This window comes from Streptomyces sp. NPDC051987 (genome assembly GCF_040680735.1).
Lineage (GTDB): Bacteria > Actinomycetota > Actinomycetes > Streptomycetales > Streptomycetaceae > Streptomyces.
In genome coordinates, this window is the sequence record NZ_JBFAXI010000029.1 from 1 (window position 1) to 16,223 (window position 16,223).

The window sequence follows — 16,223 nt, forward strand, 5'->3', positions numbered from 1 at the left end:
AGCTGACCCGGCGTCGGCTGGGAGACGGGGCCGCGGGTGACCCGGCGTCGGCTGGGAGACGGGGCCGCGGGTGACCCGGCGTCGGCTGGGAGACGAGGCCGCGGGTGACCCGGCGTCGGCTGGGAGACGGGGCCGCGGGTGACCCGGCGTCGGCTGGGAGACGGGGCCGCGGGTGACCCGGCGTCGGCTCTGGTTAGGCCAGCTGGCTTCACTGGCGGGCGGAATCACCGGTCCTGGACAGCCCCCGTGCTTCCATCGCGGATGGAGGTACACATGGCTGAAATCCGACAGCGGACCATCCTCACCCCGCCCACCGCCACCCGGCGCCGCCTGCTCGCCGCGGGTGCCGTGGCCCCCGTCCTCGCGGGCACGGCGACCCCGGCCGCCCGCGCGCTGCCCCGGGAGCGCCCCCGCGCCCTGATCAAACCCGTCATGACCAAGCTCGCCGACTGGACCGAGGTCACCAAGGCCATGGGCCGGCCGGGTGACATGAAGCGGTACATGTACCACACCGGCCTTCCCCGCCGGGACCTCGACGTGGTCTCCCAGGGCGTGCGGATCGACACCGCGCTGGCCCTCGGCACCCACGTCTCCTTCGTGCGGTACGAGAACGGCGCCCATCTGCTGATGGGCGACGCGGTGATCACCGAGCAGGAACTGCAGGGCTTCAGCGACGCCCTGCTGGACCACGGCATCGGCATCACCGCCCTGCACAAGCACCTGCTCGCCCACAAGCCCGCCGTGTGGTGGCTGCACCTGCACGCCCACGCCCACGACCCGGTGGCGGTCGCCAAGGGGCTGCGTGCCGCCTTCGAGCGCACCGGCACCCCGCCCGACCGGCCGTCGCCCACCCCGCCGCGGCTGGACCTGGACACCAAGGCGATCGACCGCGTGTTCGGCTTCGCCGGCTTCCAGGACGAGGGTGTCTACAAGCTCACCTGGGTCCGTAGCGAGCAGATCGTCGACGGCGACATGATCCTGCCGGCCGGCCTCGGGGCGACCACCACGGTCAACTTCCAGCCGCTGGGCGGCGGGAGAGCCGTGATCAACGGGGACTTCGTGATGACCGCGAGCGAGGTCCAGACCGTGCTGAGGATCCTGCGCAAGGGCCGGATCGAGCTCGTGGAGCTGCACCACCACAACCTGACCGACGAACCGCGGCTGTTCTTCCTCCACTACTGGGGCACGGGCGACGCCCTGCGGCTGGCGAAGGCCCTGCGCGACGCCGCGCACGCCACCGCCGTGGTCCCGATGGCGGGGGTGGCCGGCTGATGACGACCCACCGCGACCAGACGGTCACCTGCCCCTTCGCGTTCAGCGAGGCCCTCGACTTCGACCCGGTGCTCGCCGAGCTCATGCAGCGCGAGTCCCTGGCCCGGATCCGGCTGCCGTACGGCGGGCCGGACGCCTGGCTGGTCACCGGATTCGAGTCGGTGCAGCAGGTGACCACCGACCACCGCTTCAGCCGGGCCGGGATCATCCGGCACGACTATCCGCGCCTCACCGCGGAGCCGATCGTCTCGCCCGAGTCCATCAACGTGATGGACCCGCCGCACAGCAGCCGGATCCGGCATCTGGCCACCCAGGCCTTCACCCCGCGCCACGTGGACCGCATGCGGGAGCGGATCACCGTCCTCGCGGACCGGCTGCTGGACGGGATGGAGTCCGAGGGCCCGTCGGCCGACCTGGTCCGCCACCTGTCCGACCCCCTTCCCCAGCACACGATCCTGGACCTGCTCGGCATCGAACGCGCCGAGTGGCCGCGGATGCAGGAGGGCGTCCACCGCCTGCTGGTGCTCGGCGAGGGCAACCGGGACGTCGCGCGGGCGGCGAAGGAGGACCTGACGGCCTACTTCATGAAACTCGTCGCCGAACGCCGCGAACGTCCCGGCACGGACATCATCAGCGTGCTCGCCGAGGCACGGGACGGCGAGGACAAGCTCGACGACAAGGAGCTGGCCGTCCTCGCCCTGACCTTCACCCTCAGTGGCCAGGACACGGCGACCTGCCAGATCAGCAACATCGTGTACCTGCTGCTGACCCGGCCGGAACTGGCCGAGTACGCGCGTGCGCACAGCGGCAAGCTGACGGACTTCCTGCACGAACTGCTCCGGTACATCCCCTTCCGCAAGGGGGTGGGCATTCCCCGGGTGGCGCTGGAGGACGTCGAGATGGACGGGGTGGTCATCCGGCGCGGTGACTTCGTGCACGTGTCGTACCTGACCGCCAACCGCGACCCGGCCCGCTTCCCGGACCCGGACGAGATCGTGCCCGGCCGTCTCGGGGCTCACCACATGGCGTTCGGCTGGGGCGGCCACCGGTGCATCGCGGTGCCCCTGGCGATGGCCGAGCTGGAGGTCGCCGTGGGCCGCCTGCTGGACCGCTTCCCGGCCCTGCGCCTCGCGGTACGGCCCGAGGAGATCCGCTGGGACACCAAGACCATCCGCCGCTTCCCCCTGGAGCTGCCTGTCGCCTGGTAGGACCGGCCTTTGGTGCGCAAGGCAGGAGCCCCGTCGCCTGACGGCGCGGGGCTCCTTGGGTACTGCACTCAGTCTGCGATCAGACTTGCTTTGTCTGGGATCAGACGGGGGTGACGTTCTCCGCCTGCGGACCCTTCGGGCCCTGCGTGACGTCGAAGCTCACCTGCTGGTTCTCCTCCAGGGAGCGGAACCCGCTGGCGTTGATCGCGGAGTAGTGAACGAAGACGTCGGGGCCGCCGCCTTCCTGGGCGATGAAACCAAAGCCCTTTTCGGCGTTGAACCACTTCACGGTTCCGGTAGCCATAAGCCCTCCTTGGGCTCAAAGGGTCGCCCTGCTCCAGAACCTGCAAGTGTGAAAACAAACTAAGTGCCGCACAACTGCATTCGTCTGAAAACGACGAGAGCCTGCGGTTACATGCTCCGCAGGCTCTGTACTGCAAGGAAACCAAACTGCAACTTGCGGCGAGCCTAGCATGTGGGCAGCGGAAAGCAACAGAGGCCAAGATCACGTCACCCGGACGTTTGAATGCGCCGGAAGCGGGTTGACCTCAGGGACGGCCTCGACCCAAGGGTGGGGGCGGTCCCAGCACCGTACCCCATGGGGTCTAGTGTCGCGATGTGGACAATGCTCGCACCCGGCCGCGCGTCGGACACATCCAGTTCCTGAACTGCCTTCCCCTCTACTGGGGGCTCGCGAGAACCGGCACCCTCCTCGACTTCGAGCTGACCAAGGACACCCCTGAGAAGCTCAGCGAGCAGCTCCTGCGCGGCGACCTCGACATCGGGCCCGTCACCCTCGTCGAGTTCCTGCGCAACGCCGGCGACCTGGTCGCCTTCCCGGACATCGCCGTCGGCTGCGACGGCCCCGTGATGTCCTGCGTGATCGCCTCCCAGGTGCCGCTGGACCAGCTGGACGGCCGCCGGGTCGCCCTCGGCTCCACCTCGCGCACCTCGGTCCGCCTCGCCCAGCTGCTGCTCGCCGACCGCTACGGCGTCCAGCCCGACTACTACACCTGCCCGCCCGACCTGAGCCTGATGATGCAGGAGGCGGAGGCGGCGGTGCTGATCGGCGACGCGGCCCTGCGCGCCAACCTGCTGGACGGCCAGCGCTACGGCCTCCAGGTCCACGACCTCGGCGCCCTGTGGAAGGAGTGGACGGGACTGCCGTTCGTCTTCGCGGTGTGGGCGGCGCGCCGCGACTACCTGGAGCGCGAACCCGGCATCACCCGCGCGGTGCACCGCGCCTTCCTGGAGTCCCGCAACCTCTCCCTGGAGGAGGTCGCCAAGGTCGCCGAGCAGGCCGCCCGCTGGGAGGCCTTCGACGAGGCGACCCTCGCCCAGTACTTCACCACCCTCGACTTCAGCTTCGGCGCGCCGCAGCTGGCGGCGGTGGCGGAGTTCGCCCGCCGGGTCGGCCCGACGACCGGGTTCGCGGCGGATGTGCAGGTCGACCTGCTGAGCGCCCCGTAGAGGCGCGGGGCGGTACGCGATCCGCGGCTGCCGCCGCGTGGGCGCGACCGGCCCTCGCCGGGCCCGCGACAGAAGAACCGCACAGCGCGCGAAGCGCATAGGCTGCTGCCGAACTCTCTGGGGGGTGAGGGCGCATGCAGCCGCTCGCGGGCGACGAACCCACGGCCGTCGGGCCGTACCGGCTGCTCGGCCGGCTCGGCTCCGGCGGCATGGGCCGCGTCTATCTGGGGCGTTCGGCCGGCGGCCGGACCGTCGCCGTGAAGATCGTGCACCCGCACCTCGCGCTGGACGAGGAGTTCCGCGCCCGGTTCCGCCGCGAGGTGGCGGCCGCCCGGCGGGTCGGCGGTGCCTGGACGGCGTCCGTCCTGGACGCCGACCCCGACGCGCCCGTGCCGTGGGTCGCCACGGCCTACGCGGCCGGCCCCTCCCTGACCGCCGCCGTGACCGACGGCGGCCCGCTGCCCGCGCACACGGTACGGGCGCTGGCCGCGGGGCTGGCCGAGGCGCTGGCCGCGGTGCACGCGCTGGGGCTGGTGCACCGGGACGTGAAGCCGTCCAACGTGCTGCTGACCCTCGACGGACCGCTCCTCATCGACTTCGGCATCGCCCGTGCCACGGACGGCACCGCCTCGCTGACCTCGTCGGGCGTGTCGATCGGCTCGCCCGGATACATGTCCCCGGAGCAGATCCTCGGCCGGGGGGTGACCGGCGCGGCGGACGTCTTCTCGCTCGGCGCGGTGCTGGCCTACGCGGCGAACGGTGAGCCGCCGTTCCCGGGCGACTCCTCGGCCGCCCTGCTCTACAAGGTCGTCCACGAGGAGCCCGAACTCGGCTCGCTGAGCGGCGAGCTGCGTGAGGTGGCCGAGGCGTGCCTGGCCAAGGAGCCGGGGCGGCGGCCCGGCCCGGCCGAGGTGGCCCGACGGCTGGCGCCGCAGGGGGCGGCACGTCTGGTGACGGACGGGTGGCTGCCGGGATCCCTGGTGGAGCGGGTGAGCCGCAGCGCCGTGGAACTGCTGAACCTGGAGGCCGCGGAGACCACACCGGCACCGCGACCGGGGGCCTGGCCGGAGCCGCCCGCGGTCGTGGCGGACGTGCCTGCGGTCGCACTGGAGCCGCCTGCGGTCGTACCGGACGCGCCCGTGGCCGTGCCCGACCCGTCCCCGGTCGTACCGAACCCGTCCCCGGTCGTACCGAACCCGCCCCCGGCCGTGCCGGAGCCGCGGGATGCGGGGGCTGCGTCGGCCGGGAAGGTGTCCGTGAGTGTCGCCGCGACCGCCGTGCCGGCGGAGGGCGGGCGGGGGCGCCGGGTGAGCTGCACGGTCGCGCTCGCGGTGGCCGGGGCGCTGGCGGTGGTCACCGTCGGGGTGGGGTTCCTGGTGAAGCCGTTCCTCGGGGCCGACGACGGCGGGCCGAGCAGCGACGCGGGCAGCGCGGCCAGGTCGCCCTCGGGGGCCGCGACGCCCGGCGCCGGGCCGATCCCGGCCGCCTACCTCGGCACCTGGCAGGGCTCGGCGACCGCCCTGTCCGGCAACCTGCCCATGGGCACCTTCCGGATCACCGTACGACAGGCCGCCGTCGGCCATGAGCTGGGCCGGCTGCGGCAGACCGACCAGCTGGGCGGGGTCTGCACCGACATCCTGACCCTGAGGTCGGTGTCGGCGACCAGGCTCGTCGCCTCCTCGACCGGCGCCGAGGGCAACCACGACGGCTGCGACCCCGGCACCAACACGGTCTACCTGACCCCGACCCACGACACCCTCGTCTACACGTCGGACAGCACGGCGGAGGGCAGTCCGGTGGCCGTGATGACGAGGCTGTGACAGCCCCGCCCCGCCCGGCCTCGGCCGCCGCGCCGTCGCTACTGCGGGGTCGTCACCGTGACGTGCTCCCCGCTGCCCAGGTGCAGCATGCCCTTGCCGGGCTGGATCGGGCCGCCCACCATCGCCCGGGTGGTCCGGATGCCGATCAGCTCACCGGAGCCGGACTCCTGCGGGGAGAGCAGGATGCCCCGGCGGGCCTTCTTGGCGTCCACCTGCCAGCCCGAGAAGCCGTCGCAGATCTCGTCCTCGTCACCGGCGATGACCACGGCGAGCCCCTCCTCGGCACCGCGCTCCACGATCCGCTTGAAGACGTCCTCGGCGTCGCAGTCGTCCAGCACCTCGGCGTCGTCGACCAGCACGACGATCGGCTCGGCCGGGGACGCCGACGCGAGCACCTCCGTCAGCTCGTCCTCGTCCACGTCCCGCCCGGTGAAGACCTTCAGCACGCCCTCCCGGCCGTCGAGTTCACGCAGCGGCGACTGGCGGGGCGCGGCGACGACGATCCGCACGCCGTTGGCCAGATAGGAGCGGGCGAAGCCCAACAGGGCAGTGGAGCGGCCGGACTTGGCGGGGCCGCCGATCACGAAGGCGGGCACGCCCTGGGCCAGGTCGGGCCCGAAGGCGGTGAGTTCGTCGCCACCGACACCGACGAGCGCCCACAGCGGGGAGGCCGCCGCGGCCGCGTCGCGCATCGCCCAGGCCTCCTCGAAGGAGATCCGGCTGGGCAGCACGTCCACCCGGAACGGCCGCCGGGAGCGGGGCACCTGGGCGTCGCGCGCCTCGGCCGCCTCGCCGATCGCGACGATCGCCGCGTTCTGCCCCTGGCCGGTGGTGTCCGCGGAGAGCAGCGCGAACTGCGTCTCTGCGGCCGTCTCGCTGCGGAAGGCGCGGCCGGGCGGGATCTCCTCGGGCACCTTGCGGGAGTTGATGTCCAGCATCGAGAAGTCCGCGCGGTCGGCGAGCCGCAGACCGTACTTGTCCTCGGTGAGGGAGGAGATCCGGCCGGCCAGGATCTGCCGGTCACCGGTGAGCACGAGATGGATGCCGACGCTCGCGCCCTCCCGCATCATCACCATGATCTGGTCGGTGAGGTCACCGTGGTTCAGCTCGCCGAGGGTGGGCAGCCAGCCCTCCCAGCGGTCCAGCAGCAGCACGACGTGCGGCAGCCGCTCCGCCTCCGGCACGGCGGCCCGCTGCTCCCCGATGTCCGCGAACCCCCGGTCGGCGAGCAGCTCCTGACGTCGGCTCAGCTCACCGGAGAGGCGGGCCATGAGCCGTTCCACCCGCTCGGTCTGGTTGCGGCCGACGACGGCACCGCAGTGCGGCAGCCGGGTCAGCGCGTTCAGCGCGCCGTTGCCGCAGTCGATGCCGTACAGGTGCACGTCGGCACAGGAGTTGGTGCGGGCCAGCGAACCGGCGATGGTGCGCAGCACCTGCGAGCGCCCGGTGCGCGGGGCACCGGCGATGATGAGGTGCCCGAAGGTCGCGAAGTCGACGGCGACCGCGCGCCGGGCCTGGTCGGCGGGCAGGTCCTCGACCCCGTACGGGGCGGCGGGCAGCGCGCCCTGCGCCTGCACGGCCGGCACGTCGTCGAGCAGCAGCATGTCGTCGAGGGCGGGCAGCCACGGCGAGTGCTGCGCCGGGATCCGCAGCGCGGTGTTGGCCTCGCGGACGGCGTCCACCAGCACCTTCAGGTCGGTGATCTCGTCGTCCTCCTTCACCTCCGACTTCGGCTTGCGCAGCGCGGCCCGCCCGAGGTCCTGCCAGGACAGCGCCCCGGCCCAGGGCGCGAGGGTGGCCGGGTCCGCGGCTCCCGGCCGCCGTCCCCCGACCCGGCCCGACTGGAAGGGGATCAGCGAGGCGTGCCCGAGCCGGACGTAGGCCCGTCCCGGCGTGCTCTTCGCGATGTGCCCGGCGTCGGGCGCGTCGATGACGTCGGTCGACTCACCGGCGTCGGTGACGCGCAGCGCGATCCGCAGGTTGGTGTTGGCGCGGATCTCGGGCGACACGACACCGGAGGGCCGCTGGGTGGCGAGCAGCAGGTGGATCCCGAGCGACCGTCCGCGCTGGGCGATGTTCACCAGCCCGGTGACGAAGTCCGGCAGGTCACGCACCATCGAGGCGAACTCGTCGATGACGATGAGCAGTCGGGGAACGGGAGAGCGCGAGGGGTCCCTCCTGACGAGGTCCTGGTAGTCCTCGATGTCCTTGGCGTCGGCGGCGGCGAGGATGTGCTCGCGCCGCTTGAGCTCCGCCCCCAGTGACTCCAGGGCCCGCTCCACGAGGTGGGCGTCGAGGTCGGTCACCATGCCCACGGTGTGCGGCAGCTTCACACAGTCCTTGAACGCCGAACCGCCCTTGTAGTCGACCAGGACGAAGGTCATGTTCTCGGGAGTGTTGGCGACGGCCAGCGCGGCCACGATGGTCTGCAGCAGCTCGGACTTGCCGGAACCGGTGGTGCCGGCGATGAGCCCGTGCGGCCCGTCCCGCCGCAGGTCGATACCGAACGGGCCGTCGTAGGACTCGCCGATGACGGCCATCGTCGACTGCCCGCCCATCCGCCAGCGCGCGGCGATCGCGTCCCGCGTGGGCGGCTCCAGCTGCAGCACGTCGAGCAGCCGGCTCGCGGCGGGCAGGGCGGAGTCCTCGCTCTCGCCGCTGATGTCCCGCAGCGGAGAGAGCGAGCGGGCGAGCCGCCCGCACCAGGCGGCGGAGACGAAGTCGGGCCGCACGTCCCGCTTGCGCAGCGCCCCGCTCTGCTCCACGCGCAGCCGCAACTCCAGCTCCTGCGGGGCCTGTTCCTCACCGGCGCCGTACTGGGGATGCCAGGCCTGGAAGGACGGGAAGCCGCCGGCCGCCTGCTGCGGCACCGGTGCGGCGGGGGCCTCCTGTCCGGCCCTCGGCTCGGCGACGACCACGCCCTGGCACTCACCGGGCAGGAAGCGCTCCTCCTCGTCGAGGCAGATGGAGCGGATGGCGACGCCCGGCCCTTCCTTCAGCAGCCGTACGACACCCGGCAGGGACCGCAGCCGCCGCGACCCGTCCCACACCACCACGATGTCCGGGTCGGCGAATGCGGGCCCGTCGAGCTTGCCGCGGCCGCCCTGCTGCAGGGCCTTCTGCCGGCCGTCGAGGAGCTGGGTCAGCTCGCCGACCCGGGCGCCGACGGTCTCGGAGTCGGTGCCGATCAGCACGTTCACGTCCTGGCCGCCGCTCGGGCGGGCGTGCGGCAGCCAGCGCACCCAGTCCCAGCGGGCGCCGGCGTCGTGGTCGGTGAGGACGTAGAACTGCACGTCCATCGGGCTGTGCAGGACGGCGGTCTGGGCGACGGCCCACCGCCCCAGCGCGTGCGCCGCATCCCCCGGCCCGGCGACCCCGATCACTCCGAGGTCGCGCAGCGACAGCGCCACCGGGGCGTCCTCGATGTACCAGCGGACCTTGCGCCTGTGCTCGTCCTGCTCGGGATCGTCGAGCTCGACCTCGCTGGGCACCCGCCCGGTGCCGAACCGGATCAGCAGGTGGTCGGCGTCCGTGCGCCGCCGCTCCCACAACCGGGTGCGCGGCCCGGTCCCGTACGTCAGCACGGCCGCCGGATCCGGCACCGCCGCCCGCCGCTCGGAGCGCTCCGCGACCAGCGCCTCCTGCGCCTCCCCCTCGATCCGCGCCTTGTGCTCCTTGTACTCCTTGAGCTGCTTGGCGTGGGACTTCCGACCGTGCTTCTTGTCCATGAAGTAGTTGCCGAAGAGCATCACCGGGCTCATCAGCGCCATGATCAGGTAGTACCAGCGCCCGAACATCAGCACCGAGACGACCGCGCCGACGAGCGGCAGCAGCGCCATCAGCCAGGGCAGCGGCCGGGCCTCGTAGTCACCGGGCGGGTTGGGCAGCGAGAAGTGCGTCTGCCGGTCGGCGGGGCGCAGCCGCGGGGGCCGGTTGTAGTCGAGCCCGGCACCGTCGTCGGACCACTTGAGGGCGGCGTTGGGCGGTGTGTACCCGGTGATCTCCAGGAGGCTGTTCCCGACCGAGAGCTGGGCGTTCAGCGGCCAGTCGGCACCGCTTGCGAACTCCTCCCCGTCCAGCCGCGCCCCTTCGGTGTGCACCTCGACTTTGCAGGTGCCGTCGATGGCGATGGTGAGGGTGGCGGCGCGGGCGGGCAGTTCGGGGTCCGCCACGCGGAGGGGGCAGGCGGGGCCGGCGCCGATGTCGTACCGCCCGACCCCGAGCCGGTGCACGGCGCCGGCGGCGGGGCCGCCGGCGACCCGGAACTCCACGACACCGGTGGGCTCGCCGAGCAGACACCCGGCGGGGTCGTGGAGACTGACGACCACACCGTCGCGCAGGGGCGAGCCGACGACGGTGGCGGCGGGGTCGAGGGCGTACCCGTCGACGTAGGCGAGCGGACCGGAGAACGGGACGGCGGCGGACGCCTGTTGGCGGTGCGCGCCGATGGGGATGACCTGGGCGCCGCCCCCGCCTTCACCTTCGCTCGCCCCCTCGCTCGCACCCCCGCGGTCGCCCCTGCCCGCACCGCCGGCCGGAGCCGCGTACTCCGCACCGACCTGCCGAGCCAGCTCCCTGGCGACGTCACCGACGGTCGACTCGGGATCCGCGTCGAGCACCACGTCGGCGGTGCCACCGCCGACCGGATCCACCACGGTCAGACTCAGGCGCACGTTCGTCCCCCCACAACCGAGAGCACCCAACACAGTGGAAGTGACCTTAGCCGCCCGCTCTTTCCCGGGTGCAACGGGATGTGTACGGTTCACGATTCCGCCGCAGAAGCACCGTGCGGTCCCGTGCGTCACCCCCGTAGGATCTTTGCTCGTGCGGACGGCCATGCCATGGCCGGGGATCCGCGCGCACGGTGCCACGGGGGAAGGCCCTGCGGCCACGTCAACGGGAGGGAGCCGTCATGGCCGGCAAGGACACGGATCTCACATATGCCGAGATGGAGAAGGTCGCGGGCGACCTGATCAAGGACATGCACGAGCTTGAGGACAGGATCAAGAACGTGGAGAAGCGGGTCAGCGCCCTGGTGGAGAACGGCTTCACCACCCAGAAGGCCTCGGGAGCGTACGACGACTCCATGAAGGACTTCACCAAGGGCGCGACCAAGACGATCCAGGGCCTGCACGGCCTCTCGGACTTCCTGAAGAAGGCCAAGGAAGCGTACGAGCAGCTGGACGAGCAGCTGGCGAAGCAGGCCAAGGGCTGAGCACCGCCTCGGCGGCGGAGGGCCCACGTCGGTGCGATGGAGCGGTCGGCCATCGCACCGACGGTCGCCGACCGCCATGGTCGAGCTCTTCGACGCGGTCGCTGGTTCGCTGACCTGGCTCGACGGTGGCACCATCCATGAGTGACGTCCAAATGTGCGGCATCGTCTGTCCGACGGACTGGGTGCCGCTGCCGCTTGATCCGTCGGACGACGTGAAGAGATGGGCAAAGGACACCGCGGCGGAACTCTGCGAGCGGAGCAGTGCTGCGGGATTCCAGTTGGATGGTAGGGCCCTGCGCAAGGACCTGCGTAACTGGGCCGAGGACAGCCGCAGACGTGCTCCGCTCTACGGCTTCGCCTTCTACCCCGGCGGCTTCGACTCGGCCTTGGGCCTTCTGGAAGTCGAGGTGATCCGGACCGACAATACGGTCCCGCGGTTCTCACTCGAATGGTTGGCGGACACCTTCAGCGCACATGACTTCGGCCCGCCGCAGATCTCCCACCCCGAACTGCCGATCGGTCCCGCCGTGCGCCTTCGTCAGAATTTCGTGGCGAACGATATGCCCCGCGGCGGTCCCGGAGTGCTGCTTCAGACCGTCACGTACGGAGTCCTGCCGGAGGGTACGGACGACGCCCTCGTTCTCCTCGTCTCCTGGACCGCACCGGGCTTCGACGACGTGATGGAGGACGCTGCGGACAGCATCGCGCAGACGTTGACGGTAGGTTTCTGAGCCGAGGGAGGCCGAGCAGCCGGCGGAAGGGCCGACCAGGGGGCCGTCAGCAACCGGCCTGCCGTCCCCTCACACGGCTTCAACGTGTACGTCGACCGGGTTGAGCACGGCCAGACACGCCTCGATGTCCGCGGGATCGCTCGTGAAGATCACCGCACTGCCGTGCCTGACGGCGGACAGGGTCACCCAGGCGTCCACCGCGTCCGCCCTCTTCTTGGCGGGAAGCCGCGCTTCGCCGAGAGCCGCACCGATCCGGCGCCAGTCGATCAGGTCGGGGCCGGTCGCGCACGCGATGCATTCCGGGCGTCCTGCCGCAGTTGCCCGCATGGGAGGCTCCGACGCGCGGGACTGCGGCACGGTGCAGTCCTTGAGAACGCCGGCCAGGGCAAGGATGACCGATGGGCGCGGGCGCCACACCTGAGCCAGTACGGGACCGAGGACAAGTGCGCGATGCGGCGTGTTCCTGAGGCCGTTGTGCAGGGCCACGGCCTTCGCCTTGCGGTCTGCCAGCGCGACCAGCATGCCCGAGGCGTAGCCCGGGACGCGCACGCTCACACGACCTGCCCGGGGCGGGCGGTACACCACGTTCAGCGCGGCCGCCATCTGCCGCGTGGCGGCGTGCACCAGGTAGGCCGAGATGTCCGTCCCGGCGTGGGTCGCCTCGGTGAGGCGGATGTTCCGTGGAATGGCCGACGTCGGCCATGGTGGCACGTCGCCCCTTGTAACGTGCGCGCTGCAGCACAACGGCTGCCTGCTGATCCCGTCGGCGATGAGCAGTAAGATCCGACGACCGCATTGCAGAAGTGACGGGTGCGATGTCGGCGCGATCTGGGTTATTGGGGGATACCAGACATGTCCAAGGGCGATCTGGCCCTGAGCCTCGCCGGGCTCGACGACTTGGCGGCTCGACTGAGGTCGATCAAGCAACGCATGGACGACACCGGCCAGGTCGACCGGAAGCTGGGCAACGGCGAGCTGGGCTCAAGTGCGGCTTTCGACGCGATGGAAGACTTCATGCACGGCTGGAAGGACGGCCGCAAGGAGATCGACGTCGGCCTTGAGAACGTCGCGAAGATGGCGCAGGAGATCGTCGACAAGATGACCAAGCTCGACACGGACCTCCGGAACGCCGTCCGCAAGCACGAGAGGGAGGGCAAGGGTGGAAACTGAGGCCCCTCTCGCCGACGAGCCCACGGCTGAGGACCCCTTCGCGGGAGCGGCTCCCGGGGATGTCATCGGCATCAACATCCAGGTCCCCAGCACCTGGTACGAGTTCGACGTCCACCCCGCCACGGTGAATCGCTCCATCCGGGAGGTCGTGGCCGAGCGGGTCAGGCAGCGGCCGGAACTGGCCAAGTACCAGGCGGACTTGGTCAGGACCCTGAAGAAGGTGGCCCGCGAGGCCCGGAAGGCCAACGTCGTCTACTCCGGGTCCATGTGCGAGATCGTCGACGGCGAGCCGATGGTGGCGAGCCTGACGGTCAGTGTGGACGCTGCCGTCAACGAGACCACCGGCGAGACCGCCCCCACCGGACTCGACACCCTCATGAGCGTCCTGAAGCCGATCGAGCCCGGCCGTCGGCCCACGGACCCGTGGCGCCGCGTACGCCTGGTGGAACTGCCGGACGCCGGCCAGGCGGCCCGCGCCGAAGGCATCGAGGACATCGAGATCCCCGACGACAACCGCAGCTACCGCGCGGTGCTGATGCAGACGCTCGTACCCTTCCCGGGCAACGACCCGAAGGTCGCCGTCATCAGCGCCAGCACACCGCAACTGGCGCTGGCCGAGCCCATGCTGGAACTTTTCGATCTCATCGCCGGCACCTTCCGCTTCGTCCACCGCGCAGACCTCGACACGGAGAGCTGAGCCCCATGGCCCGCCCCACCGACTGGCACAACCTCGACCTGCACGACGACCCGACGCCCGGCGACCCGCACGAGGTCAGACTCCAGGGCCAGCGGTACAAGACCTTCGTCGAGGACGTCGCCACGGTGCTCAGGAGCATGCGGTCCGCCTCGAAGGACTCCGTCCTCAAGGAGTCGGCCGGCAAGGCCATGGAGGCCTTCAAGGAGCAGATCGGCAGGCTGCCCGGCCAGTTGCAGAAGCTGCACGACTCGTACGACCTGGTCTCGGGTGCCCTGCTCACCTACGCCGGGAAGCTGGAGCAGGCCCAGACCACGGCGGACCACGCGCTGGCCAAGGCACGGCTCCTGCGCGGCGACCTCTCCAGGGCACAGGCCCGGCTGGCCGGCGCCACCACCGCGGCGAACACCGCCAAGTCGGCCCAGGACAAGCTGAACAACCCCAGCGGCGACGCCCCTGCCCCCGACCCCCAGAAGGTCCGCAAGGCGACCCGCGACGCCCAGCACGCCAATGAGCACCAGAAGGCGATGCAGAGTCAGGTCGACAGCCTGAACAGCCAATTGGCAGAACTGAGGGCCAAGGCCGAGAACGCCGGCAAGGACCAGGACAGGGCCGCCACGAAACTCGTCCACGACATCCACAGCGCTTCCGACGCGGGGATCCACAACAAGAAGTGGTACGAGAAGGTGGGGGACTGGCTGGCCGAGGCGTGGAAGGTGACGGTGATCGCTGCCAAGATTTTCGTAGCCGTTGCCGGAATTGTGCTCCTGTTCCTGGGAGGTCCGCTTGTCTGGTTTGTCCTGGCGGCAGCCTTGATTGTGCTGGCGGACACTATTGTGCAGTTCACTCAAGGCAAGGCGGGTTGGGGTGATCTTCTATTCGCCGTACTGGACTGCATCCCAGTGGTTGGGAAACTGTCAATGCTTGCGAAAGCGGGCAGGCTTGCCGACGGAGTCAAGATGGCGTTGCGGGTCAGGAAAGCGGAAATCGCCAGTGCCCGCCTGATCAAATTGTGGCACGCCGGTGAAGATCTAAAGGGATTCCGGAAAATCGGCTTCGCCTTCGTCAAGGGGGAGTTCAAGAACACGCTCAAGGACGGACTTAACGGAGGCTGGGGCGATGTAAGGAAGAATGCTCTGGGCAACCTCGTCAGCAACGCTGTCGGTGTGGGCTCCGGGGAACTTGTCAGCAAGGGCTTGAGCAAGGGGCTTCCCAAGGTAGCTGCAGTGATCTACGCCAGCGGTCTGACCAATATGACGCGTCGGAAATATCAGGAACTCGGCATGACCTTGGCCGGGAAGAATATGAGGGGAAAGGCGATTCTGGGAGGGACCCAGGGGCTACTCACCAGCGTCACCAAGGCCACTGTCAACAGCGCACTTTTCGGTGTCAAGTTTGACACCAGTGGTGTGTTGATGGACACCGTCGGTGGTTACGGTGAAAGCGGCCTGGGCTACAAGCCTGGGATCCTGCCCGCCAAGGCCGCGTTCAGTGACTGATCTGTTCCTGTGCTTCTGCGAATCGGGCGAGTGATTCCTTGACCTGGACCCGGAAGTCAATATACCGGACCGTACCATCGGCTGCTGTTTCGATGTGCTCTGTAGGCTCCGTGACCCGGCCAAGGAGACTTCCGGCCAGTTGCTGAGCCGCCGCCCAGACGGCAGCGGCAGTTATCCGCGGTGATGATTCATCAATCACTGTCCAGCGGTGACTGATCGTCATAAGCCCATCCTTGAGCTTGAACTTCAGCGGCAGTCCGATGGCCTCGGAACACTTGAACGTGCCGCGTCCACGCTGCAGCAGATCGCTCACACCGTCGAGCAGTTCGACCAATGCTGGGAAGAGGATGATCCCTATGCCGCCATCCGGTTTCCGGGGATTCCGCGAAGTGGCTTTTCCGGAGCTTCCCCTGACGTCGAGATGTCCCTGGAACATGCCGTCTAGGACGTCATCCTGGTCGTCGAGCAGCGTGTACATAAATTCGGGCACGGGAACCTCGCTTCGTTCTCGGCGGACACTCGGCAGACGGTGGTCAGTGGGCGATGCCGGCGGACTGCGCCAGTTCCCAGGAACTGCTCTCCACACCGTTGGGACGTCCGCTGCTGAGCGGAGGATGTTTGGGGCGCACGGCGATCAGTTCCTGCCGTCCGCGAGGCGCGATGACTACGCCGAACCGCGGGTCCCCTGCGAGAGAGAACCCTTGGGCTCGGGCAACTGTCATTGTCGTCCGCCACTTTTTGCCGAGCCCGTAGCGTAGGGCGACGACACTGACCTTCTTGGTCGGGGCATCCGGATCCGGAAGTTGGAAGTGCCCGACGTCCCCCTGAGGAACGGGCTTCAGGGAGGGGTGTTCGCTCCAGGGGTAGACGGCCAGGATGCCCTTCATCTGTTTGACCTGGGTCCAGCGGCGCTCCGACAGGGCAAGCCCGACTGTCGACACGACGACCAGCGGAACGATGGCGTAAGCAGGCAGCGAGCCACCGACCAGTGACTCCCACAGAACCATGGCGAGTAGAGGGAACCCGGGTAGGGAGAGCCCCCAGAGAGTGAACACCGCACGGGACCGCCGCCGCGCCCGCTGCCACGTACGAAGGGTATCCGGATCATCCAAGGCACTACGAGGTGTTGCGTCCCCCATGCGGT

At 70.1% G+C, this 16,223-nt stretch carries 14 protein-coding genes; 9 read left to right on the plus strand and 5 right to left on the minus strand.

Going from position 1 to position 16,223, the window contains the following annotated elements:
- The first annotated feature begins 273 nt into the window (after positions 1-273).
- Both AB0M11_RS17755 and AB0M11_RS17760 read left to right on the plus strand, forming a co-directional pair.
- Entirely contained in the window at positions 274-1,272 is a 999-nt protein-coding gene (locus AB0M11_RS17755) for a DUF1259 domain-containing protein (protein WP_365706341.1), read from the plus strand.
- Positions 1,272-2,480 carry a cytochrome P450 gene (locus AB0M11_RS17760; RefSeq protein ID WP_365706343.1) on the plus strand — a complete coding sequence of 403 codons (1,209 nt, stop codon included), beginning with the start codon at positions 1,272-1,274 and terminating at the stop codon, positions 2,478-2,480. Before AB0M11_RS17755 ends, AB0M11_RS17760 begins: the two co-directional genes overlap by 1 nt.
- Positions 2,481-2,580: 100 nt before the next feature.
- Here the strand turns inward: AB0M11_RS17760 and AB0M11_RS17765 are convergent, their stop codons facing one another.
- Positions 2,581-2,784, minus strand: coding sequence for a cold-shock protein (locus tag AB0M11_RS17765; RefSeq protein ID WP_003992177.1), 204 nt, complete (start codon positions 2,782-2,784; stop codon positions 2,581-2,583).
- Between the two features lie 314 nt (positions 2,785-3,098).
- On the opposite strand from AB0M11_RS17765, the gene AB0M11_RS17770 reads away from it, so the two are divergent.
- Both AB0M11_RS17770 and AB0M11_RS17775 read left to right on the plus strand, forming a co-directional pair.
- Entirely contained in the window at positions 3,099-3,950 is an 852-nt protein-coding gene (locus tag AB0M11_RS17770; RefSeq protein WP_365706345.1) for a menaquinone biosynthesis protein, read from the plus strand.
- 134 nt (positions 3,951-4,084) lie between these two features.
- Complete coding sequence (locus AB0M11_RS17775) at positions 4,085-5,770, plus strand: serine/threonine-protein kinase (protein WP_365706347.1); 1,686 nt, start codon at positions 4,085-4,087, stop codon at positions 5,768-5,770.
- 38 nt (positions 5,771-5,808) lie between these two features.
- Here the strand turns inward: AB0M11_RS17775 and AB0M11_RS17780 are convergent, their stop codons facing one another.
- A complete protein-coding gene (locus tag AB0M11_RS17780; protein ID WP_365706349.1) occupies positions 5,809-10,443 on the minus strand; it encodes an FtsK/SpoIIIE domain-containing protein in 4,635 nt (1,544 codons plus the stop codon).
- A 239-nt stretch (positions 10,444-10,682) separates the two neighbouring features.
- On the opposite strand from AB0M11_RS17780, the gene AB0M11_RS17785 reads away from it, so the two are divergent.
- Entirely contained in the window at positions 10,683-10,985 is a 303-nt protein-coding gene (locus AB0M11_RS17785) for a WXG100 family type VII secretion target (protein ID WP_365706350.1), read from the plus strand.
- 137 nt (positions 10,986-11,122) lie between these two features.
- Entirely contained in the window at positions 11,123-11,716 is a 594-nt protein-coding gene (locus AB0M11_RS17790; RefSeq protein ID WP_365706352.1) for a hypothetical protein, read from the plus strand.
- 69 nt (positions 11,717-11,785) lie between these two features.
- Here the strand turns inward: AB0M11_RS17790 and AB0M11_RS17795 are convergent, their stop codons facing one another.
- The gene (locus AB0M11_RS17795) at positions 11,786-12,238 is read right to left on the minus strand and encodes a hypothetical protein (RefSeq protein WP_365706354.1); all 453 of its coding nucleotides are present in this window, start codon (positions 12,236-12,238) and stop codon (positions 11,786-11,788) included.
- Positions 12,239-12,568: 330 nt separating this feature from the next.
- On the opposite strand from AB0M11_RS17795, the gene AB0M11_RS17800 reads away from it, so the two are divergent.
- Genes AB0M11_RS17800 through AB0M11_RS17810 form a run of 3 tightly spaced genes read left to right on the plus strand, consistent with a single transcriptional unit; the run spans position 12,569 to position 15,079 of the window.
- Positions 12,569-12,886: a hypothetical protein gene (locus AB0M11_RS17800; protein ID WP_365706356.1), complete on the plus strand. Its 318-nt coding sequence runs from the start codon at positions 12,569-12,571 to the stop codon at positions 12,884-12,886.
- Positions 12,876-13,583 carry a hypothetical protein gene (locus tag AB0M11_RS17805; RefSeq protein WP_365706358.1) on the plus strand — a complete coding sequence of 236 codons (708 nt, stop codon included), beginning with the start codon at positions 12,876-12,878 and terminating at the stop codon, positions 13,581-13,583. The genes AB0M11_RS17800 and AB0M11_RS17805 overlap by 11 nt, the downstream gene beginning before the upstream one ends.
- 5 nt (positions 13,584-13,588) lie before the next feature.
- On the plus strand, positions 13,589-15,079 hold the full coding sequence (locus tag AB0M11_RS17810; protein ID WP_365706360.1) for a hypothetical protein: 1,491 nt from the start codon (positions 13,589-13,591) through the stop codon (positions 15,077-15,079).
- On the opposite strand, the gene AB0M11_RS17815 is transcribed toward AB0M11_RS17810, so the two are convergent.
- Positions 15,069-15,557 carry a hypothetical protein gene (locus AB0M11_RS17815; RefSeq protein WP_365706362.1) on the minus strand — a complete coding sequence of 163 codons (489 nt, stop codon included), beginning with the start codon at positions 15,555-15,557 and terminating at the stop codon, positions 15,069-15,071. The two genes, AB0M11_RS17810 and AB0M11_RS17815, sit on opposite strands and share 11 nt — an antisense overlap.
- A gap of 55 nt (positions 15,558-15,612) precedes the next feature.
- On the minus strand, positions 15,613-16,086 hold the full coding sequence (locus tag AB0M11_RS17820) for a hypothetical protein (RefSeq protein WP_365706364.1): 474 nt from the start codon (positions 16,084-16,086) through the stop codon (positions 15,613-15,615).
- Positions 16,087-16,223: the final 137 nt, after the last annotated feature.